Consider the following 20,408-nt stretch of genomic DNA (forward strand, 5'->3'; position numbering starts at 1 on the left):
GCGGTGCGAGCGCCTTCGGGCGGCCGTGCGGCGCTCATGCCGCCCTCCGCAGAGGTTGAGGTTTGTCGTGCAACCAGCACGCCGCGCGCGTGCGCCCAGCGTCCAGCAGGTCGGGCCGCTCGCTGCGGCAGCGGTCGAAGGCCTTGGGGCAGCGCGGATTGAAGGCGCAGCCGCTGGGGATGGCGGTCAGGCGCGGCATCGAGCCATCGATCTGGGACAGCCGTTCGCGGTCGTCCTCGAGCGACGGGATGGAGCCCATCAGGCCCACCGTGTAGGGGTGGGCCGGCGTGTGGATGACCTCTTGCACCGGCCCGATCTCGGCGACACGCCCGGCATACATCACCGCGACCCGGTCGCAGGTTTCGGCGATCACGCCCATGTCGTGCGTCACCAGCATCACCGCCGCACCCTTCTCGTGGCACAGCCGCTTCAGCAAGGTGATGATTTGCGCCTGGATCGACACGTCGAGCGCGGTGGTCGGCTCGTCGGCGACGATCAACCGGGGCTCGGCCGCCAAGGCCAGCGCGATCACGACGCGCTGCCGCATGCCGCCCGAGAACTGGTGCGGATAGTGGTCGACGCGCGCCTCCGGGGCCGGAATGCCGGTGTCGCGCAGCAACTGGATGGCCCGCTGGCGCGCCTCGGCGGCGTCGACCGGCAAATGGGTCTGGATGGTTTCGATCAGCTGGCGGCCCACCGTGTAAAGCGGGTTCAGCGAGGTCAGCGGGTCCTGGAAGATGGCGCCGATCTGGCGGCCCCGAATCTTGCGCATGGCCTCGAACGGCAGGTTGTCGATACGTTCGCCGTTGAGCAGGATCTCGCCGGAGGCGATCCGCCCGGGCGGCTCGAGCAGGCCGATGATGGCCGCGCCGGTCAGCGACTTGCCGGCACCCGACTCGCCGACCACACCGAGGATCTCACCGGCGCCGATGTCGAAGGACACGTCGTCGAGGGCGACCAGCGTGCCGCGCCGGGTGGGGAATTCGACGCGCAGGTGACGCACCTGCAGCAAGGGGGAATGTGTCATGGGGCGTCTCCTCTTCAGCGCAGCCGCGGGTTGAGTGCATCACGCAGCCAGTCGCCGAGCAGGTTCACGCTCAGCGCAATCAGCACCAGCATCACGCCGGGAAAGATCGTGATCCACCACTCGCCGCTGAACAGGAAGTCGTTGCCGATGCGGATCAAGGTGCCGAGCGACGGCGAGGTGGGCGGCACGCCGACCCCCAGGAACGACAGCGTGGCCTCGATGATGATCGCCTGCGCTACCTGGATGGTCGACAGCACCAGCACCGGGCCCAGCACGTTGGGCAGCACGTGGCGACGCATGATGCGCAGCGGGGTGACCCCGATGACACGGGCCGCGTGCACATAGTCCTTGTTGCGCTCCACCAGCGTGGAGCCGCGCACCGTGCGCGCGTAATCGACCCATTTGGTCAGCGCGATCGAGACGATCAGCACCGCGAAGGCGAGCGACTCGTGGGCGTCGGGGAACATCGCGCGGCCGACCCCGTCGATCAGCAAGGCGACCAGGATGGTCGGGAACGACAGCATCACGTCGCACACCCGCATCAAAAAGGCGTCGAGCTTGCCACCGACGAAGCCCGACACCAGCCCGAGCGTCACGCCGATCAGCAGCGACAGCACCACCGAGGCGAACCCGACCAGCAAGGAGATGCGCGCGCCATACATCAAGGCCGACAGAATGTCGCGCCCCTGGTCGTCGGTGCCCAGCAGGTAGGTGCTCTTGCCGCCCTCGATCCACGCGGGCGGCAGCCGGGCGTCACTCAGTTCGAGGGTCGACAGGTCGAACGGGTTGTGCGGCGCGACCGCTTCTGCAAACACCGCACAGAAGATGCAGACGGAGGCGATCGCCGCGGCCAGCACCGCCACCGGTGAGGTGCGGAAGCTGAACCAGACGTCGCCGTCGAAGAATCGTTTCAAAGCCGTGGTGGTCATCGGAAACTACTGAGACATCGGGGGATGGAAAACCGCCGCACCCCGGCGGAGTGCGGCGGCGCCGAACAGGGTCGGCCGGATCGTCACTTGACGACGACCCACTTGTAGAACATGAAGTTGTCGGGCAGCTGCACCAGCTCGATGTTCTTCTTCGCGGCCCAGGCGAGCGACTGCTGGTGCAGCGGGACGTGGCCGATGTCGTCCTGGTGCAGCTTGAACGCCTCGCGGATCAGCTGGTTGCGGCGCGCGTCGTCGGTCTCGGACTGCACCTTCTGCACCAGGGCGTCGAGCTTGGGGTTGCTGTAGCCGCCCAGGTTGAACTGGCCTTGCCCCTTGTCGTTGGGTGTCGCCATCAGGCTGCTCAAGGGGTTGTGCGCGTCATAGGTGGCCGGCGTCCAGCCGAACATGAACAGGCTGCCGTTGCGCTTCAACACTTTCGGGAAATAGGTGGCCTTGCTCTCGGTCTGCAACTGCGCCTTGATGCCCACCCGCGCCAGGTTGGCCGCCACGGCCTGGCAGATCTCGCCATCGTTCAGGAAGCGGTCGTTGGGGCAGTTCATGCCGACCTCGAAGCCGCTCGGGTAGCCCGCCTCGCTCAGCAAGCGGCGCGAGGCGTCGGGGTCGTAGGGCAGACGTTTGTTGAGGTCAGGGGCGAAGCCGTGCACGGCGGGCGCCACCAGCAGGCCGGTCGGCGTGGCCGCATTGCGCATCACCTGCGTCTTGATGGTGTCGATGTCGATCGCCTGGTACACCGCCTGGCGGACTCGCTTGTCCTTGAACGGGTTCTTGCCCTTCACGTTGGACGACAGCAACTCGTCGCGCATCTGGTCCATCACCAGGAACACCGTGCGCATCTCCGGGCCCTGCAGCACCTTCAGCTGCGGGTTGGCCTTGATGCGGTCGATGTCTTGCAAGGGCACCGGCTCCATCACGTCGATCTCGCCGGACAGCAGCGCCGCCACACGGGTGCCGTCGTTGGCGATGGGCGTGAACACGACCTCGTCGACGTTCGAGTCGACCTTCCCCCAGTAGGCGCCGTTGCGTGCCAACACCGTACGCGTCCCGGGTTGCCGCTCCTTCAGCCGGAAGGGCCCCGTGCCGTTGGCACGGAAGCTGGCCGCATTCTCGACGCCCTTGCGGCGGTCGACGGGGCGTTCGGCACGGTGCTGCTCACACCAGCGCTGGCTCATGATGTAGACGTTGGACAAGACCGACGGCAGGATGGAGAACGGCTGGTCGGTCTCCAGCTCGACCGTGTGCGGGTCGACCTTGCGCACTGCGCGGATAGGGGCTGTAAAAGTCCTCAGGTCAGACCCTTCGGCCGACGCTCGCTGCAGTGAGAACACGACGTCGTCCGCGGTGAAGGGGCTGCCGTCGTGGAATTTCACGTTGCGACGCAACTCGAAGCGCCACACGTTGGGCGACGTCTGCGTCCAGCGCGTTGCCAGCAGGGGCGTCAACTGCAACTGCTTGTCGCGGCCTACCAGCGGCTCGTAGATGTTGCCGGTGAAGCTCAGCTGCAGCGACTCGTTGAGCGAGTGGGGGTCCATCGAGAGGGCCTCCCCCTGGTTCGCCACCCGCAAGGTCGCGGCCGCGGCGGTGCCGCACGCGAGGGCGAAGGCCAGGGCCAGCAAGGTCGATCTCAGCGTTTTCATCATGTTCCTCCTGGGTTGACGGGCATGGCCTGTTCGACCAGCGAGGCGAACAGGGCCGAGCCCAGCGGCAGGATGTCATCGTTGAAGTCATAGCGGCCGCTGTGCAGGAAGCAACCGGGGTCACTGGCGTCGCGCCCTTGACCGATGCGCAAATACGCGCCCGGCTTGACCTGCAGCATGAACGAGAAGTCCTCGGCGCCCATGCTGGGCTGCAGGTCCCGCTTCACCTGCTCGGGGCCCAGCAGCGACGCCGCCACCCGGGCCGCGAACTCGGCCTCCGCCTCGCTGTTGACGGTGGCGGGGTAGACGCGCTGGTAGTCGAGCGAGGCGTTGGCGCCGAACCCGAGTGCGACCGATTCGACCAGCCGTGCCAGCCGTTCCTCGATCATCTCCTGCACCTGCGGACGGAAGGTGCGCACGGTGCCGACCAGCCTGGCCTGCCGCGGGATCACGCTCATCGAGCCGATGTCGCCACCTTGCACGGCACAAATGCTGACCACGGCGTTGTCGAAGGCGCTGACATTGCGAGCCACCAGGCTCTGCACCGCCGTGATGATGTGCGCCGACACCAGCACCGGGTCCACCGCCAAGTGCGGGTGGGCGCCGTGCCCGCCCTTGCCGGTCACCGTGATCTCGATGCGGTCCGCCGCGGCCATCATTGGCCCGGGGCACACGCCCACCTGGCCCACCGGCAGATGCGGCCAGTTGTGCATCGCGTAGACCGCCTGCGCCGGGAAGCGGTCGAACAAGCCTTCGTCGATCATGGCTTTGGCGCCGGCAAACCCCTCCTCGCCAGGCTGGAAGATCAGATAGGCAGTGCCGTCGAAACGCCGCGTCTCGGCCAGGTAGCGTGCGGCCCCCACCAGCATCGTCGTGTGGCCGTCGTGCCCGCAGCTGTGCATCAGCCCGACCTTGCCGGAGCGCCAGGCGAACTCGTTTTCCTCGCGCATCTGCAGCGCGTCCATATCGGCGCGCAAGGCGATGCTGCGCCCCGACGCCGTCGAGCGGCCGCGGATCACGGCCACCACGCCGGTGCGGGCAATGCCGGCATGCACCTCGTCCACCCGGGTCAGCTTGAGCGCCTCCACCACCCGGGCCGCCGTGCGGACCTCTTCAAAACCGATCTCGGGGTGGGCGTGCAAATCGCGCCGGAACGCGGTGAGTTCCGGATGGAAGCGTGCGATGTGCCCGAACACGGCCCCGGAGGCCAGATGTGACAGTGCCGACGCCATCTCAGTGCCCCCCCGGGCGGTCCAGACGCAACCGGGGGTCGACGGCGAAATACAGCAGGTCGACCGTCAGGTTGATCAACACGAACAACAGGGCGATCAGGCACAGGTAAGCCGCCATCACGGGGATGTCGGCGAAGCTGACCGCCTGGATGAACAACAATCCCATGCCGGGCCACTGGAACACGCTCTCGGTGATGATCGCGAAGGCGATCAGCGAGCCGATCTGCAGGCCGGTGATGGTGATCACCGGCACCAGCGTGTTCTTCAGCGCATGGCCGAAATGAATCGCGCGGTTCGACAAGCCCCGGGCGCGGGCGAACTTGATGTAGTCGGTTCGCAGCACCTCGAGCATTTCCGCCCGCACGATGCGCATGATCAGCGTCAGCTGGAAAATCGCCAGCGTGATCGAGGGCAGCAGCAAATGCTTCCAGCCGTCGACGGTCAGGAAACCGGTCGACCAGGAGCCGAGGGCGACGGTTTCGCCGCGGCCGAAACTGGGCAGCCAGCCGAGCGTCACCGAAAACACCAGGATCAGCAGGATGCCGATCAAAAAGGTCGGCAACGACACGCCCAGCAGCGACAAGGTCAGCAGCAACTGGGCCAGAAAGCTGCCGCGCCGCAACGCGGTATAGACCCCCATCGGGATGCCGACCAGCAACGCGAGGACCGCGGCCGTGAGCGACAGCTCCAGCGTGGCCGGCAGCCGCTCGGCGATCAGGGCCGCGACGGAGCGGCCCTGCCGCAGGCTGATGCCGAACTCACCTTGCACGGCATTGCCCACGAAACGGGCGAACTGCACCGGGAACGGTTGGTCCAGACCGAGGTCGGCACGCAGTTGGACGCGGTCCTCCGGCGTGGCGTCCTGCCCAAGCAGATTGGTGACCGGGTCACCCACGTACTGGAACAGCGTGAACGCGATGAAGGCGACCGCCAACATCACGAGGGCCGCCTGCAGCAGGCGGCGGACGATGAATACCAACATCGACTTCGTCCTAGTTTCCGACGGCGAGGGGTGACCTGCGCCGCCGCACAGAACCTGCGCCGGGACGCCCGGGTAACGGGCGGCCCGACGCGTCACCGCCCAGGGCCGCCCCGCAGTGTCTGCGCGGCGGCGCCGGACGGCACATCAGGCAGAAAAAGTCTCAGTCAATTGACCTTGACGTAGCGGATGTCGATGCGATTGTCCGCCCGATGCACCAGCTGGATGTTCTTCTTCATCGCCCACGGGATCACCGGATCGTGCAGCGGCAAATAGGCGACGTCGTCGTGCGACAGCTGCAGGGCCTGCTCGATCAGCTGGTTGCGTGTCGTCAAGTCGGCCTCTTTCTTGATGCGCTCGACCAGCGCGTCCATGCGCGGGTTGCTGTAGCGGCCGACGTTGTAGTTGCCGTCGCCCTGGGCACCGACGCTGCGCAGCAGCGACTGCAGCGAATACAGCGCGTCGAAGGTCGGCACCCCCCAGCCGAGCATGTAGATGCTGGCTTCATAACGCTGGATCATCGGGAAATAGGTCGAGGTGGGCAGCGTGCGCAGCTTCGCCTTCACGCCGATGCGGGCCCACATCGCGGTGATGGCCTGGCAGATTTCCTCGTCGTTGACGTAGCGATTGTTGGGGCAGGCGAAGTCGACCTCGAAGCCGCTGGGATAACCGGCGTCGGCCAGCAGCTTCTTGGCACCCGCAACGTCATAGGGGTGGCGGGCATGCACCTTTTTGGTCCAGCCGTTCACCATCGGCGCCACCAGCGTGCCGGTCGGCTGGCTGAGCCCGCGCATCGTGTTCTTCTGGATCGCGTTGATATCGATCGCCTGGTAGAGCGCCTTGCGCACCTTGACGTCCTTGAGCGGATTCTTGCCCTTGACGTTGGAGTTCGGCAGCTCGTCGCGGAACTGATCCAAACCCAGGAAGATGGTGCGGTATTCGACACCGTCGATCACCTTCAGGTCGGGGCTGTTGCGCAGCCGCGGCAGGTCGGCCGGCGAGGGATCGAGCAGCAAGTCCACCTCGCCCGACAGGAGCGCCGCCACCCGGGTCGCCTCTGCCTTGATCGGCGTGTAGAGGATCTCGGTGACGTTGCTGTCCATCTTGCCCCACCAGTTGGGGTTGCGCGTCAGCACCGCGCGCACGTCCTGCTCCCAGCTCTTCAGGATGAACGGCCCTGTGCCGTTGGCGTGGCGGTGCGCGTGGTTTTCCTCGCGCGACTTGATGTCCATCGGCGTGGTGGACTTGTGCTTCTCGGCCCACTGCTTGTCCATCATGCGCAGCTCGGTCAGCTGGCGCAGTAGCACCGGATTGGGGCCCTTGGTGTAGATGTCGACGGTGTGGTCGTCGACTTTCACGACACGGTCGATACCCTGCGTGTAGACGCCGTAGTTGGACGTCTTCTCCATCGCACGGTTGAGCGAGAACACCACGTCGTCGGCGGTGAAGTCGGCCCCATCGTGGAATTTCACGCCCTTGCGCAGCGTGATGCGCAACTGGGTCGGATTGATCTGCTGCGAACCGGTCGCCAGCACCGGCTGCACCTGGAACTTGGAGTCGTAATAGAACAGGCTTTCGTAGACATAGGCGTGCACGCCGTTGCCGAAGGCATTGTTCTGGGAGTGAACGTCCCATGTGGGGACGTCGGTCGCGCTGGCCCATTTAAAGGTCTTAGCGTGAGCGCTCGAAACGCCGACAGCGTACAGGGCGGTGGCCGTGCACACGGAGGCGACGGCCGCCGCAAAGGTCTTGCGATGCACCATGAAGGGGACTTCCTGAATTAGAAAAGCCGAATCATCAGCAAAAGGCTTGCCAGTCGTCAAAGGGGTAAGCCCGACGCTGTTGCTTTCAACAGGAGAGGAGTTGGATCGAGACGTAAGGGGACCCGGCTCAGCGTGCAGGTCAACGCCGGTATTGGGCCGGCTCCGAGCAAGCGGAATGCCGAATTGTTGGGTTGGCAACAGCGGATGCTGCGATTCCCGCCGCGGTGACTTGCCGGCTCTGCGACCCGAGAACGTCTCGGGCCCGAATGAAAAGAGCCGCCCGAAGGCGGCTCTTTTGTCCGAGTCCGACAGCTCGTCGAGCGAGCTGCGAGATCAGAAGTTGTGCTGGAGACCGATGTCCCAAGCGGTCCGACGCTTCAGGTCGGGTTCGGTAACGCGGGAGGAGCCGACGTCCGCATACACCTTCGTGCGCTTGCTCAGCGGGTAGTGATAGCCGACACCGTACTTGGTCACCTTGGTGTCGTCGATGATACCGGAGGTGCCCTCGAGGCGGCTGATTTGACCGCGCAGTTCGCCCACGCCGATCGGCGCGGTGATGGCGAAGGTGAAGTTGCGCATCTTGATTTCGTCGCCCGCGACCGGATCAGCATTGCTCTGGGCAAAGCTGCCGATCAGCTTGACCACGCTCAGGTCGTACGAGGCGGTCAGGTTCCACAGGGTGACAGCGTCGTCGGCGCTGAAGGCCACCAGACCGGCGGGGAGCATCACACCCAGGAGAGCACCGGGGGCGAGCAGGTCGGTCGCCGGCGCGCGATGGAAGCCGAAGCCGGCGTACAGCGGACCGCCCTTGTACTGCACGTTGAAGCCGGTGGTGTACTCGGTGTCGTCCGCTTCGGGCAGACCGATCGCAGCGTGGATCGTCAAGCCGCCGAGGCTGGGCGTGCGATAGCTGATGCTGTTGGGGTAGCGGGCCGGGACGTTTCCAGACAGACCGGCGAAGGTGTGTGCGGTACCGACGGACGCGGTGGTGTCATAGCCCCAGGGATCGGACGCAATGCCGGTCCAGAAAATCGGCGAATAATCGCGGCCCAGGCGCACGTCACCGAAAGCACCCGAAACGCCCACCCAGGACATGCCCTGCCAGAAGTTGGCGTTGGCGGCGCCGGTATCCGGGGAGAAGCGGTGTTCGATTTGGAAGTTGGCCTTCAAACCACCACCCAAGTCTTCCGTGCCACGGAAGCCGAGACGCGAACCGGCTTGCTCTTGAAGCTGGACCTCGTCGTTGGCCCAGTTGCCGTTCGCCAGATATGAATCTCCGCTATTGCGCTTCGTCACCGCCAAATCGATCTTGCCGTAAATCGTCACGGCCGACTGGGCCGACGCAGCGCCAGCAAAAGCGCCCAGCACGGCGAGAGCGAGAAGAGATTTTTTCATTGCAACTATCTCCTAGGTTTGAACAAGAGGTCCTGAGCGCACATCTTGGGCGGTGCACTTCAGGCCGACCTCCTTATCGGAAGCTGGCGTTATTCCACCAGAGCAACCGAGGTCAGACCAGCCTTTGAACGCCAAAAGCAGAAGGATGTTGCCCTCGCGCAACGCGGCCTCAGGGCTTACCCGACAAGGCGCAGCGCGGGGGCGGCCGGCGTACGGGTTATCCTCAATGTTCTTCGTCATCGCCCCTGAATCGCCCATGAGTTCAACTGCCCTCGATGCGATCCTTGCCACTGCCGACAATGCGCTGCGCGCCGTGTTCGGCGTGCACCATGCGGCCCGACCGCGACCGCTGCCCGCCGCGGGCAGCGTCGACGACACGCCACTGCAGGAGTCCGAACGCAGGTTGTCCGCCGCGTTGATGCGGGTCAATCACGTGGGAGAGGTGTGCGCGCAAGCGCTGTACACCGGGCAGGCGCTGGTGACGCGTGACGCCGGCCTCAAGGCCCACTTCGAAGCGGCGGCGCGCGAGGAGACGGACCACTTGGCGTGGACCCAACAACGCTTGCAAGAACTCGGCGATCGCCCCAGCCTGCTCAATCCGCTGTGGTACGGCGGTGCGTTGGGCATCGGTCTGCTGGCCGGCCGTCTGGGCGACCGGGTCAGCCTGGGCTTCGTGGTCGAAACCGAGCGCCAGGTGGAGCAGCACCTCGAGAGTCACCTCGAACGCCTGCCGGCGCAAGACCAGGCATCGCGCGCGATCGTCGAGCACATGAAGCAGGACGAGGCGCGCCATGCGACGCAGGCAGAAGAGGCGGGCGCCATGCGGCTGCCCTGGCCGGTGCGCATGACGATGCGCGCGGCAGCCAAGGTGATGACCACGACAGCCCACTACATCTGAATCTGAAGACGACAGGCGCAGGCCCGCCGTCTGCTTGCGCCCCTGCCAGGGCAGCTTGGATGTCAGCCCTCGACGACTTCGAAGCTGGTGCTGATCTCGGCCGTCTTCGCCAGCATGATGCTGGCCGAGCAGTACTTGTCGTGCGACATCTGAACCGCCCGCGCCACCGCCGCTTCGGGCACGCCCTTGCCCGTGACGACGAAATGCATGTGGATCTTGGTGAACACCTTGGGGTCCACCTCGGCACGGTCTGCCTTCACTTGGACCTGGCAGCCGCGCACGTCATGGCGTCCGCGCTTCAGGATCAGCACCACGTCATACGCGGTGCAACCGCCGGTGCCGGCCAGCACGGTTTCCATCGGCCGCGGCGCCAGGTCGCGGCCGCCGCCGTCGGGTGCGCCGTCCATCGTCAACAGATGACCGCTGCCGGTTTCGGCGGAGAAGGCCATGCCGGAAGCCGGCAGCCAGTTCACTGTGCATTCCATCGCGGAGTCGTTCAGAGGTGAGAAAAAGCTGGCATTTGTGCAATGCGACGCGATTGTGACACCGCTCCCTGTCGTGAACTGCAGGGCAAAAGCGTGATTTTTTTATTGCGCTGCACCATCGGACCGCATTAAACTTATGTTCATCTTGAGGTCGCCGCCCACTGCTCACGCAGCATTGCGTTGCGGCACTTCAGCCAAGATTCTGTACCAGTTGTCTCCTCCACCCTCCTCTATTGGTGGATTCGGCCCGAGGCCTCACGGCCCCGGGCCTTTTTCTTTTCCGGCCTTCGCGCTGGTGAGGCCCAGTCGCCCCACCACGCCGTCGCGCCACTTCCCTACGCCACGCTGCTGCTGCTCGTCCTCGTGCTGCCCAGCGACGCGGGCACGGGACAGCCACTGCCGTCGGCACGACACCCGGCGCGCCTGGCAGGGCCCGCCGCGGTGCTGCGGGTCGCTGGCGTATGATGCCCCGCCCCCGTTAGGAGAAAGCAGATCAGATGGCCCGCGCCGCATCCCGTCCGTCCTCGACGCCGAAGCCCACCAGCGCACAACGCGACAATCAGCGCGACAAGAAACCCAAAGCCCCGCGCGCGCTCAAGCCTGCCGACTACCTGCAGAAGATTCTCAACGCCAAGGTGTATGACGTTGCGATCGAGTCCGAACTGGGGCTGGCGCGGAACCTGACGGCCCGGCTGGGCAACGAGGTGTGGCTGAAGCGCGAGGACAACCAGCCCGTGTTCAGCTTCAAGCTGCGCGGCGCCTACAACAAGATGGCCCACCTGACACCCGCGCAACTCAAGCGCGGTGTCATCTGCGCCTCGGCCGGCAACCATGCCGCCGGCGTCGCGCTGAGCGCGAGCCGGCTGGGCTGCCGCGCCGTCATCACGATGCCCGTCACGACACCGCAAGTGAAGATCGACGGCGTAAGGGCACTGGGTGGCGAGGTGGTGCTGCACGGCGACAGCTATTCCGACGCGTATCTGCATGCGGTCGAGCTGCAGAAAAAACACGGCCTGACCTTCGTCCACCCCTTCGACGATCCTGAGGTGATCGCCGGTCAGGGGACCATCGCGATGGAGATCTTGCGGCAGCATCAGGGGCCGATCGACGCCATCTTCGTCGCCATCGGCGGCGGCGGGCTGATCTCGGGCGTGGCCAACTACGTCAAGGCGGTGCGCCCGGAGATCAAGATCATCGGCGTGCAGATGAATGACTCCGACGCGATGGTGCGTTCGGTACGCCACAACAAGCGGGTGCAACTGCCCGACGTCGGTCTGTTCTCCGACGGCACCGCGGTCAAGCTGGTCGGCGAGGAAACCTTCCGGATCGCCCGCGAGCTGGTCGACGACTACGTGGTGGTCGACACCGACGCGGTCTGCGCCGCGATCAAGGACGTGTTCCAGGACACCCGCAGCATCGTCGAGCCAGCTGGGGCGATGTCGATCGCCGCCATCAAGCAATACGTCGAGCGCCATCGCTGCAAGGGCAAGACCTTCGTCGCGATCACCTGCGGCGCCAACATGAACTTCGACCGGCTGCGCTTCGTCGCCGAGCGGGCCGAGGTGGGCGAGGAACGCGAGGCCGTGTTCGCCGTCACCATCCCCGAGGAGCGCGGCAGCTTCCGGCGCTTTTGCGAATTGGTCGAGCAGCGCAGCGTCACCGAATTCAACTACCGCATCTCGGACAGCCAGCAGGCGCACGTGTTCGTTGGCCTCACGACGGCGAACCGGGGCGAATCGGCCAAGCTGGCCGCGATGTTCAAGAAACAGGGCTTCCCGACGCTGGACCTGACGCACGACGAACTGGCCAAGCAGCATGTGCGGCACATGGTCGGCGGCCGCAGCGAATTGGCCAAGGACGAGCGGCTCTACCGCTTCATCTTCCCCGAGCGTCCGGGCGCCTTGATGAAGTTCTTGTCCAGCATGCATCCGGACTGGAACATCAGCCTGTTCCACTACCGCAACCAGGGCGCCGACTACGGCCGCATCCTGGTCGGCATCCAGGTGCCCAAGGGCGACAAGAAGGCGTTTCAGCAGTTCCTCGACACACTGGCCTACCCCTACGTCGAGGAAACCGACAATCCCGTCTACCGCCTGTTCCTGCGCTGAAGCCGGTCCGCCGGCTCGGGCTTGCGCGGGAAGGCGTCCGCATCTACAACCTCGGGCCGAGGCCGCCAAGCCCCTCAATGCCCCGGACGGGTCGCCGGTGCCTCGCCTCCGGGCACTTGCCGCGGTCGATCCCGACCGTGACAGCCGTGTGATCGCCGCCCCTGCGTTCCGGGGGGCCGTCTACCGCCGCGGCCCTTGCGGGGCGGCCCGCCCACTGAAACAATCGCGGGCCGGATTGCGCGGTCTGAGGGAGGGCGGCGCACGGCTACTCATGATCCACAAGGGCAGGCCCCATGTCACAGAACCGCTCGTTGATCGCGCCGACATTCCACGCGCCGCTCGAACAGGCATTGAAGAAAAAGATCGAGCAGCGCCAGGCTGCCGCCGGCAGCCTCGGCGAACTCGAGCCCCTGGCCGTGCGCCTGGGGCTGATCCGCAACACGCTCAAACCGCGTTTGCACGACCCCCAATTGCTCGTGTTCGCAGCCGACCACGGCCTGGCCGTGGACGGCATCACCACCCTCGACGGGCCGACCACCTCGGCGCAGGTCGACGCGGTGGTAGCCAACCGCGTGCCGCTCGGCGTGCTGGCCCGGGCGCACGGCCTGCACCTGACCGTGGTCGACAGCGGCCTGGCCGATGCCACGCCCCGCCATCCGTCGGTGCTGGCGCGCAAGATCGCACACGGCACTCGCAACACCCGGGTCGGCCCGGCGATGTCGGTCGACCAGGCCCAGGCCGCCATCCGCGCCGGCATGGAGATCGCTGACCACTTGCCGGGCAACGTGCTGGCCTGTGCCGGGCTCGGCGTGGGCAGCGAGGAAAGCGCGGCGCTGGTGATCGCGCGCCTGGCCCAGCTGCCGGTGCGCGACCTGGTGCTGACCGGCCCGCAAATGAACCCCGACCTGCTGGCCCGCCTGATGGTCTTGCTCGAGGGAGCGCAAGGCCGCCACAAGAACATCACCGATCCGGTCGAGATCGTCGCCGCGGTCGGCGGCTTCGAGATCGCGATGATGGCCGGCGCGATGCTGGTGGCCGCCGGCAAGCGCAGCCTGATCCTGGTCGACGGGCTGCCCGCTTGCGCGGCCCTGATGCTGGCCTCGCGCATCGCCGCACCGGTCACCGACTACTGTGTGTACGCCCGCAGCCACAGCCGCCAGGGTCTGAGCTTCGCCCTGCAACATCTGCGTGCGGGGCCGCTGCTCGAATTGGGGCTGGAAACGCTGGACGGCACCGGGGCCGCACTCGCCTGGCCGCTGGTGCACAGCGCCGCCGCGATGTTGTCCGAGGTGACCGAAGAGGAAGAAGAGGTTCGGGTCTCGCAGCCCGCCGCACTCTGAGCCGCGGTGGCCGCCTGCCGGCGGCGCCGGCAGCATTTCCGGCGCGCCACATGGCTCGAGGGCCGGTGGCAGACGCGCCCGCCGGCGGCCCATGCGCTCGCTCGACAATGCTGCGCGCCCACTCCAGCCGCCCCCCCTGCCCACCCAAGGTGGCAGCGCGGCGCGGTTTCCTTACACGCCCTGACCGACTTTACTGTTGGATGGCTTCCGGCGGCGGCATTTGCGGCGTGAAGGCCGGTGCCGCGCCTTCTGCCGGCGGAATCTGCGGCAGCGCGCCGGTCTGCGCAATAGGCGGCGGCGGCAATTCGAGGGTGAACGAGCTGCCGCCAGCAGCCCCGCGGCCGATGGTCGCGCTGCGCTGGGCCAGGCCCTGGAGCGTCAGGTCGCCTTCGACCGTGCTGCCGAGGGCGAAGGCCTTGGGCGGCTTGCCGTCGATCGACAGCAACGCGACACCCGGGCCACTGCCCCCGCCGGCCGGCGCCATCACGCCGATGAGCCGGAAGCGTGAACTCTCCGGTGGCGGCGCAGCGGCCTGCTCCTCGCGTTTGGGGCCGCCGAGCATGCGCACGACGGCCGCGGGACTGCCGACCTGGGCGACCACCGGCGACGCATGCGCCGGCACGGCCAGGGGCTGTGCCGCCAGACGCAGAGTCCAGAACACCGCGCTGCATGCCACCAGCGCCCATACTACAAATGCGATCAGTCTAGAGACCATGAGGCGATTATGATTCAAGCCCGTTGTTTCATGCCCCTCGCGTTGCGCAGAAGCGCCGCCGAGAGGTCAGGCCTCACTTTCGGACACAAACGAACGATCATGAATCGTCTGCCTATGCGACGCACGTCGTCCCCCTCCTCGCCGCGGTCACGCGGTTTCACGCTGATCGAGCTGATGGTGGTGCTGGTGATCATCGGCATCCTCGCCGCGCTGGTCGTGCCCAACGTGCTCAACCGGGCCGACGACGCCCGTGTCACGGCGGCCCGCACCGACATCAACAACCTGATGCAGGCGCTCAAGCTGTACAAGCTCGACAACATGCGATACCCCGCGGCCGAGCAAGGCCTGCAGGCGCTGGTGGCCAAGCCCACCGCGGGCGCCATTCCGCCGAACTGGAAGCCCTATCTGGACAAGCTGCCCAACGACCCCTGGGGTCGCCCATATCAATATGTCAATCCGGGCGTGAAGGGAGAGGTCGATGTGTTCAGCTATGGCGCCGACGGGCAAACCGGGGGTGAAGGCAACAACGCCGACCTCGGCTCCTGGCAATAAGCGGCCGCAGCTGCGTGTGGCGCGCTTGCGCGGCAGCAGCGGCTTCACGCTGCTCGAACTGCTGGTCGTGCTGGCGCTGCTGGCCATCGTCGTCGGCACCGTGACGCTGGCCATCCGCGACCCGTCGGCCACCCAACTGGAGCGCGAAGCCGAGCGGCTCTCGGCGCTGCTGGAATCGGCGCGCGCCGAAGGGCGGGCGCTGGGGCTGACGGTGCGCTGGCAGCCGGTGCGTCTGGAGGGCGAAGGCGGCACGCAGGACTTCCGCTTCATCGGGCTGCCCGACACCTTGCACCTGCCGACCCGCTGGCTGAATGCCGACGTGCGCGCCGACATCGTCGGCGCGCCGACGCTGCAGCTCGGCCCCGACCCCATCATCGGGCCGCAGCGGCTGACGCTGTCGCTCGGCGACCGCCGCATCACGCTCGCCACCGACGGCCTGCAACCGTTCGCCATCGTCAGCAGCGAGGTACCCCGTGAATAGCGCTGCAACCCGTTTGCACCGAGGTCGTGCGCAACGCCCCACACGGGGTTTCACGCTGATCGAGGTGCTGGTGGCCCTGGCCATCGTCGCCGTCGCCCTCGGCGCCGGCGCCAAGGCCGGCGGCGCGCTGACCCGCAATGCCGAGCGGCTGTCGGACGTGATGGCCGCGCAATGGTGTGCCGAGAACCAGCTCAGCGGGCTGGTGCTGGCCCAGCAGTTCCCGTCGGTGGGCGACGCCAGCTTCGTCTGCGAACAAGGTGGGCGGCAATACGCCGGCCAGCTGGTGGTGCGCCCCACCCCCAACCCCAATTTCCGTCGTGTCGACGCCCGCATCGCCAGCGAAACGGGCGAGCCCCTGCTGGTGCTGTCGACCATCCTGCCGCGGAGACGGCTGTGAAGCGCTCACAAGGTTTCACACTGATCGAGGTGCTGGTGACCATCACCATCCTGGCCGTCGTGGCCGGCATGGCGTGGCGAGGGCTCGACGGCATCATGCGCAGCAAGAACATCAGCGAGGCGCGCCTGGACACCGTGTTGCGCCTCAACACCGTACTGGCCCAGTGGGAGGCCGACCTCGCCAGCCTGCACGACACCGAACAGGTGCCGGCGCTGACGTACGACGGCGCGGCGCTGCGCCTGACCCGCCGCACCGAAAACGGCGTGCAGATGGTGGTGTGGACGCTGCGCGACGGCCAATGGGACCGCTGGGCCTCGCAGCCGGTGTTGCGCAATGGCGAGCTGCAAGACCTCTGGATGCGCTCGCAGCAGTTGCTGGGCGATGAAGCCGGCACCGTCCATGCGCTCCCGGGCCTGTCGCAATGGCAGGTGTATTTCTGGCGCGACAACGCCTGGACGAATCCCCAGTCCACCGGCGACCTCGACCCCGGCGAGCCGCCCCCCGCCGGCAACCCCGGCGGGCCACCGCCTTCCGAGGGCGGCGCGCCTGCCCCCAAGGACAAAGGCGGCAGCCAGCGCATGGCGCTGCCACAAGGCGTGCGGGTGGTGCTGGCGCCAGCGCCGGGCTCGGGCCTGAACGGCACCTACACGCGCGACATCGTGCTGCGCACCGGTACGGAGTGAATGTGATGTCTACTGTGTCGCACCGTCGTCAGCGCGGCGTCGCGTTGCTCACGGCGATGATCATCGTGACGCTGGTCGCCACCCTGGCCAGCGCCATGTACTGGCGGCAGTGGCGCTCGGTCCAGATCGAGCTGGCCGAGCGCGGCCGGTCGCAGTCGTCCTGGATCCTCAGCGGCGCGCTCGACTGGGCCAGCCTGATCCTCGCCGAAGACAGCAAGACCGGCCAGGTCGACCATCTCTCCGAACCCTGGGCGACGCCACTCGAAGAAGCCCGCCTGTCGACCTTCCTGGCCGCCGACGAAGCCAACACCGACGACGCGCCAGAGGCTTTCCTCGCCGGCAAGATCAGCGATGCCCAGGCGCGCTACAACCTGCGCAATCTGGCCGCCGCGGACCCGGTGACCGCCAAGAAGAACCTGGAGGCGCTGACGCGCCTGTGCGAGCAACTCAACATCGACTCGAGCGTCCCGCCGCGGCTCGCCGCCGCCATGCGGGCCGCCCTGCCCAGCGCACCGCCCACAGGAGAGGGCTCGGGCGCCCCGGTGGCTGTGCAAGTGGTGAGCGAGGAAGCCCCGTTGCTGCCGCCCTCGGTCGAGTATCTGCGTTGGCTGGGCCTCGACGCCCAAAGCAGCGCCCGGCTCGCCCCCTACGTCACGCTGCTGCCCAAGCCGACGGCCGTCAACGTGAACACCGCGCCACGGGAAGTGCTGGTGGCCGTGTTGGAAGGCGTGGACCCGGGAAGCGCCGATCGCTTGGTGCAGGTGCGACAGCGGACACAGATCAAAAGCACCGCCGACATCGGCGCGGCCATCGGCCGCACCAACTTCCAGCAGCCCGACGCCCTTCAAATCGGCTACAGCTCCAACTACTTCGAGGTCCGCGGCCGCATGCGCATTGAGCAGCGTGTGCTCGAAGAACGCTCCCTGGTGCACCGCGAACGCCGAAACATCACCGTCCTGCAACGCGAGCGCGCCAGCTTCACCCTGGCAAGTCAAGTTACGCCTTGACGCAACCTCGCGGATCTGAGCGACACTGAAACCGCGGGTGTCAGACCGCTATCCCACTTCGCTTCATACAATCGCCCATCCTTATACGCACCCTGCATGAGCGTCCTAGTCCTACTTCTAGCGCCCCGCCCGCATCTGGGCCCGCGCGCCGCCCCGGCGGCGGACGCAGCATTGCGCGTGCCCACCGAGTTTGACTATCTCGTCAGCAAGGACGGCGTGCAGGTGCACCGCCAGGGCCGTTGCGCAGTCTCCCTGCTGCCCAAAGCCGACTCGGTGGTCGGGGTGATCCCCGCGACCGACATCGGCTGGCACCAGCTGACCCTCCCGAAAGCCCCAGCCGGCAAAATGCGTGCCGCGCTGGCAGGCATGCTCGAAGAGGCCCTGCTCGACGACACCGAGGAAAGCCATTACGCGCTCCCGCCGCAGCCGCAACCGGGTCAGGAAGCCTGGGTGGCTGTGACACAGCGCGCCTGGCTGCGCGCGCAACTCGATGTGCTGGAAAGCGGCGGTGTGTTCGTCGATCGGCTGGTGCCTCAAAGCGAACCGAGCGAGGTGCCGCGCGGCCATTTCGAGCACGACCCCGACGCCGAGCAGAGCCGCGCGCTGCGGCTCATCTGGTCGCGCCCTGACGGCGTGCTGGTGCTGCATCCGGGCGGTACGTTGCCACGCGCCTGGCTGGCCCGCTCCGAGCCCGATGCCACGCTGTGGACCGCCGAGCCCGCGGCGGTCGAGGCCGCCGAACGTTGGTTGGGGCAGTCGGTGACGGTGCTGCCGCGTGACAACGCCGCATTGCAGGCGACCGAGTCGGCCTGGAACTTCCGCCAATTCGACCTGGCGCTGCGCCACCGCGGCGTGCGCGCCTTCCGCGACACGCTGCGCCAGCTCAGCGCGCCCGCTTGGCGGCCGATGCGCTGGGGCCTGATCGCACTGCTGGTGCTGCACGTGGTGGGCCTCAACGCGTGGGCCTTGCACCGCCGCAGTGAAATCGCGCAGCGCCAGCGCGAACAGGTGACCGTGCTGCAGCAAGCTTTTCCGAACGTGCGGGCGGTGCTCGATGCCCCCGCGCAGATGCAGCGCGAAGCCGAGCTGATGCGCATGCAGGCCGGCAAACCCGGCGACACCGACCTGGAGCCGATGCTGCAGGCGGCCGCCAGCGCCTGGCCGGCGGGCCGTCCGCTCGAAGGCCTGCGTTACGAACAAGGGCGGCTGACGTTGTCGTCGCCGGGCTTGTCGGACGAAGACATCGCGACATTCCAAGCCAGCCTGCAACCGGCCGGCTGGGCCGTGGACCGCGACGGCAGCCGCTTGACGCTGCGCCGCGCCGCGCTGCCCGGAGGGGGGACATGAAGGACATCAAAGAACTGCGCAAGCAGCTGCGGGCGCGCTGGGCGGGCCTCGAAATGCGGGAACGGCGCCTGGTGCTGGCGGCGGCCAGCATCATCGGCGTGGCCCTGCTGTGGTGGGTGTTCCTGCAGCCGGCGCTGCGCACCTTGCGCGAAGCGCCGGCGCGCCTGGCTGCGCTGGACGAGCAACTGCGGGTGATGCGCGCGCTGGGCTCCGAGGCCAAGACCTTGAAAGACACCCCGAGGGTGCAGCCCGGCGTCGCGAACAAGGCGCTGCAAGCCGCGACCGACCGGCTCGAGGGCAAGGGCAAGCTCAGCCTGCAGGGCGACCGCGCCACGCTGACGCTGCAGGGGCTGCCCGGCGAAGCTCTCTGGGCATGGCTGGGCGAGGCCCGCAACACGGCCCGTGCGCGGCCGGTCGAAGCACAGCTGACGCAAGGGCCGGAGGGATACAGCGGCAGTGTCGTGGTCAGCCTACCGGGCGGTGGTTCATGAAACTGCGCACGCCCCGCTTCAAATCCAAGGCGAATGCATCGCGCTTTGGCAATTCCCGCTTTGCGAATTCCCGCTTCGCCAACTCGCGCTTCGCCAATTCGCGCTTCGCGAGCGACCGCCCGGTGCGCAGTGCTGCGGCCAGCGCCGCGCGCCGCTGGGCCTGGTTCGGCGCGGCACTCGGCGTCGTGGTCGGCGTGGTGGCCTTCGCGCCCGCCACCTGGCTGGCGAACCAGGTCGCCAGTGCCACCGGGCAGCGAGTGCTGTTGGCACAGGCCGACGGCACCGTGTGGCGCGGCAGCGCGGTGCTGGTGTTGACCGGCGGCGCGGACAGCCGCGACGCCGCCACGCTGCCGGGCCGGTTGTCGTGGAATCTGGGCCTGGTGGGCCGCGCGCTGCAGCTCGACCTGCGCCAGGACTGCTGCCTCAACGGCACCGTGTCGCTGCAGATCCGACCGGGCCTGGTGGGGCGCACCGAGGTCAAATTGCTGCCGCACAGCGGCTGGATCGGCCAGTGGCCGAGCGGCTTGTTGAGCGGTCTGGGTACGCCCTGGAACACGCTGCGCCTGGGCGGGGCGGTCCGGCTCAGCTCGCCGGGGCTGGTGCTGGAGCAAGCGGCCGGGCGCTGGCAGATGCAGGGCCGCGCCGAGTTCGAAGTGTTGAATGCGTCGTCGCCGGTCACCACACTCGACCAGCTCGGCAGCTACCGGCTGACGCTGTTCAGCAACCCCGAAGGCCAGGTACAAACGCAGTTGAGCACCACGGAAGGTGCGCTGCAACTCAGCGGCGACGGCATCTGGGGCTCGTCTGGCGTTCGTTTTCGCGGTGAAGCCCGCGCAAGCGAAGGCAACGAGGCCGCACTGAACAACCTGTTGAACATCATCGGGCGGCGCGACGGCGAGCGCTCGGTCATCTCGATCGGATAAG

Annotated in this window: 20 protein-coding genes; 11 read left to right on the top strand and 9 right to left on the bottom strand. The window is 67.2% G+C overall.

Features of this window, described 5'->3' with window-relative positions; genetic code table 11:
• Positions 1-34 precede the first annotated feature (34 nt).
• From AAW51_RS23785 to AAW51_RS23815, 7 genes are all read right to left on the bottom strand, one after another.
• Positions 35-1,027, bottom strand: coding sequence for an ABC transporter ATP-binding protein (locus AAW51_RS23785; RefSeq protein ID WP_047196603.1), 993 nt, complete (start codon positions 1,025-1,027; stop codon positions 35-37).
• A 14-nt stretch (positions 1,028-1,041) separates the two neighbouring features.
• Positions 1,042-1,956, bottom strand: a complete 915-nt coding sequence (locus AAW51_RS23790) for an ABC transporter permease (protein WP_047196604.1) — start codon at positions 1,954-1,956, stop codon at positions 1,042-1,044.
• Between the two features lie 83 nt (positions 1,957-2,039).
• Complete coding sequence (locus AAW51_RS23795; RefSeq protein ID WP_047196605.1) at positions 2,040-3,614, bottom strand: ABC transporter substrate-binding protein; 1,575 nt, start codon at positions 3,612-3,614, stop codon at positions 2,040-2,042.
• Complete coding sequence (locus AAW51_RS23800; protein WP_047196606.1) at positions 3,611-4,843, bottom strand: M20 aminoacylase family protein; 1,233 nt, start codon at positions 4,841-4,843, stop codon at positions 3,611-3,613. Before AAW51_RS23800 ends, AAW51_RS23795 begins: the two co-directional genes overlap by 4 nt.
• Position 4,844: 1 nt before the next feature.
• Complete coding sequence (locus tag AAW51_RS23805) at positions 4,845-5,825, bottom strand: ABC transporter permease (protein WP_047196607.1); 981 nt, start codon at positions 5,823-5,825, stop codon at positions 4,845-4,847.
• 164 nt (positions 5,826-5,989) lie between these two features.
• Entirely contained in the window at positions 5,990-7,585 is a 1,596-nt protein-coding gene (locus AAW51_RS23810) for an ABC transporter substrate-binding protein (protein WP_047196608.1), read from the bottom strand.
• Between the two features lie 333 nt (positions 7,586-7,918).
• The gene (locus tag AAW51_RS23815; protein WP_083438542.1) at positions 7,919-8,980 is read right to left on the bottom strand and encodes a porin; all 1,062 of its coding nucleotides are present in this window, start codon (positions 8,978-8,980) and stop codon (positions 7,919-7,921) included.
• Positions 8,981-9,236: 256 nt separating this feature from the next.
• Here AAW51_RS23815 and coq7 point away from each other — a divergent pair, with 256 nt between their 5' ends.
• Positions 9,237-9,878, top strand: coding sequence for a 2-polyprenyl-3-methyl-6-methoxy-1,4-benzoquinone monooxygenase (gene coq7, locus AAW51_RS23820; protein WP_047198232.1), 642 nt, complete (start codon positions 9,237-9,239; stop codon positions 9,876-9,878).
• Positions 9,879-9,940: 62 nt separating this feature from the next.
• Here coq7 and AAW51_RS23825 read toward each other — a convergent pair whose 3' ends face one another.
• Positions 9,941-10,363: an OsmC family protein gene (locus tag AAW51_RS23825; RefSeq protein ID WP_047196610.1), complete on the bottom strand. Its 423-nt coding sequence runs from the start codon at positions 10,361-10,363 to the stop codon at positions 9,941-9,943.
• A gap of 497 nt (positions 10,364-10,860) precedes the next feature.
• Here AAW51_RS23825 and ilvA point away from each other — a divergent pair, with 497 nt between their 5' ends.
• Complete coding sequence (ilvA, locus tag AAW51_RS23830) at positions 10,861-12,471, top strand: threonine ammonia-lyase, biosynthetic (protein ID WP_083438543.1); 1,611 nt, start codon at positions 10,861-10,863, stop codon at positions 12,469-12,471.
• A gap of 293 nt (positions 12,472-12,764) precedes the next feature.
• Entirely contained in the window at positions 12,765-13,811 is a 1,047-nt protein-coding gene (locus tag AAW51_RS23835; RefSeq protein WP_047196611.1) for a nicotinate-nucleotide--dimethylbenzimidazole phosphoribosyltransferase, read from the top strand.
• A 190-nt stretch (positions 13,812-14,001) separates the two neighbouring features.
• Here AAW51_RS23835 and AAW51_RS23840 read toward each other — a convergent pair whose 3' ends face one another.
• Complete coding sequence (locus AAW51_RS23840) at positions 14,002-14,526, bottom strand: hypothetical protein (protein WP_047196612.1); 525 nt, start codon at positions 14,524-14,526, stop codon at positions 14,002-14,004.
• 99 nt (positions 14,527-14,625) lie between these two features.
• Between AAW51_RS23840 and gspG the strand changes: the two genes are divergently transcribed.
• The 8 genes from gspG (at position 14,626) to gspN (ending at position 20,407) form a co-directional block, all read left to right on the top strand.
• A complete protein-coding gene (gene gspG / locus AAW51_RS23845; RefSeq protein ID WP_053013873.1) occupies positions 14,626-15,078 on the top strand; it encodes a type II secretion system major pseudopilin GspG in 453 nt (150 codons plus the stop codon).
• 16 nt (positions 15,079-15,094) lie between these two features.
• On the top strand, positions 15,095-15,559 hold the full coding sequence (locus AAW51_RS23850) for a prepilin-type N-terminal cleavage/methylation domain-containing protein (protein WP_238947680.1): 465 nt from the start codon (positions 15,095-15,097) through the stop codon (positions 15,557-15,559).
• Positions 15,552-15,956 (top strand): type II secretion system minor pseudopilin GspI, encoded by a 405-nt coding sequence (gene gspI / locus AAW51_RS23855; protein WP_047196614.1) that lies wholly within the window; start codon positions 15,552-15,554, stop codon positions 15,954-15,956. Before AAW51_RS23850 ends, gspI begins: the two co-directional genes overlap by 8 nt.
• Positions 15,953-16,639: a PulJ/GspJ family protein gene (locus AAW51_RS23860; RefSeq protein WP_047196615.1), complete on the top strand. Its 687-nt coding sequence runs from the start codon at positions 15,953-15,955 to the stop codon at positions 16,637-16,639. Before gspI ends, AAW51_RS23860 begins: the two co-directional genes overlap by 4 nt.
• A gap of 5 nt (positions 16,640-16,644) precedes the next feature.
• Complete coding sequence (gene gspK / locus AAW51_RS23865; RefSeq protein ID WP_047196616.1) at positions 16,645-17,646, top strand: type II secretion system minor pseudopilin GspK; 1,002 nt, start codon at positions 16,645-16,647, stop codon at positions 17,644-17,646.
• Between the two features lie 177 nt (positions 17,647-17,823).
• Positions 17,824-18,993: a type II secretion system protein GspL gene (gene gspL, locus AAW51_RS23870; RefSeq protein ID WP_238947681.1), complete on the top strand. Its 1,170-nt coding sequence runs from the start codon at positions 17,824-17,826 to the stop codon at positions 18,991-18,993.
• Positions 18,990-19,484 (top strand): type II secretion system protein GspM, encoded by a 495-nt coding sequence (gene gspM / locus AAW51_RS23875; RefSeq protein ID WP_047196618.1) that lies wholly within the window; start codon positions 18,990-18,992, stop codon positions 19,482-19,484. Before gspL ends, gspM begins: the two co-directional genes overlap by 4 nt.
• The gene (gene gspN / locus AAW51_RS23880) at positions 19,481-20,407 is read left to right on the top strand and encodes a type II secretion system protein N (RefSeq protein ID WP_083438545.1); all 927 of its coding nucleotides are present in this window, start codon (positions 19,481-19,483) and stop codon (positions 20,405-20,407) included. Before gspM ends, gspN begins: the two co-directional genes overlap by 4 nt.
• The last annotated feature ends 1 nt before the right edge of the window (position 20,408 follow it).

This window comes from Caldimonas brevitalea, assembly GCF_001017435.1.
Classification (GTDB): Bacteria; Pseudomonadota; Gammaproteobacteria; order Burkholderiales; family Burkholderiaceae_C; genus Caldimonas; species Caldimonas brevitalea.

What these genes read in the sequence shown, in the direction of transcription:
- AAW51_RS23785 (WP_047196603.1), bottom strand. Translation starts at nt 1,027, where the DNA reads ATGACACATTCCCCCTTGCTGCAGGTGCGTCACCTGCGCGTCGAATTC.
- AAW51_RS23790 (WP_047196604.1), bottom strand. Translation starts at nt 1,956, where the DNA reads ATGACCACCACGGCTTTGAAACGATTCTTCGACGGCGACGTCTGGTTC.
- AAW51_RS23795 (WP_047196605.1), bottom strand. Translation starts at nt 3,614, where the DNA reads ATGATGAAAACGCTGAGATCGACCTTGCTGGCCCTGGCCTTCGCCCTC.
- AAW51_RS23800 (WP_047196606.1), bottom strand. Translation starts at nt 4,843, where the DNA reads ATGGCGTCGGCACTGTCACATCTGGCCTCCGGGGCCGTGTTCGGGCAC.
- AAW51_RS23805 (WP_047196607.1), bottom strand. Translation starts at nt 5,825, where the DNA reads ATGTTGGTATTCATCGTCCGCCGCCTGCTGCAGGCGGCCCTCGTGATG.
- AAW51_RS23810 (WP_047196608.1), bottom strand. Translation starts at nt 7,585, where the DNA reads ATGGTGCATCGCAAGACCTTTGCGGCGGCCGTCGCCTCCGTGTGCACG.
- AAW51_RS23815 (WP_083438542.1), bottom strand. Translation starts at nt 8,980, where the DNA reads ATGAAAAAATCTCTTCTCGCTCTCGCCGTGCTGGGCGCTTTTGCTGGC.
- coq7 (WP_047198232.1), top strand. Translation starts at nt 9,237, where the DNA reads ATGAGTTCAACTGCCCTCGATGCGATCCTTGCCACTGCCGACAATGCG.
- AAW51_RS23825 (WP_047196610.1), bottom strand. Translation starts at nt 10,363, where the DNA reads ATGGAATGCACAGTGAACTGGCTGCCGGCTTCCGGCATGGCCTTCTCC.
- ilvA (WP_083438543.1), top strand. Translation starts at nt 10,861, where the DNA reads ATGGCCCGCGCCGCATCCCGTCCGTCCTCGACGCCGAAGCCCACCAGC.
- AAW51_RS23835 (WP_047196611.1), top strand. Translation starts at nt 12,765, where the DNA reads ATGTCACAGAACCGCTCGTTGATCGCGCCGACATTCCACGCGCCGCTC.
- AAW51_RS23840 (WP_047196612.1), bottom strand. Translation starts at nt 14,526, where the DNA reads ATGGTCTCTAGACTGATCGCATTTGTAGTATGGGCGCTGGTGGCATGC.
- gspG (WP_053013873.1), top strand. Translation starts at nt 14,626, where the DNA reads ATGAATCGTCTGCCTATGCGACGCACGTCGTCCCCCTCCTCGCCGCGG.
- gspK (WP_047196616.1), top strand. Translation starts at nt 16,645, where the DNA reads ATGTCTACTGTGTCGCACCGTCGTCAGCGCGGCGTCGCGTTGCTCACG.
- gspM (WP_047196618.1), top strand. Translation starts at nt 18,990, where the DNA reads ATGAAGGACATCAAAGAACTGCGCAAGCAGCTGCGGGCGCGCTGGGCG.
- gspN (WP_083438545.1), top strand. Translation starts at nt 19,481, where the DNA reads ATGAAACTGCGCACGCCCCGCTTCAAATCCAAGGCGAATGCATCGCGC.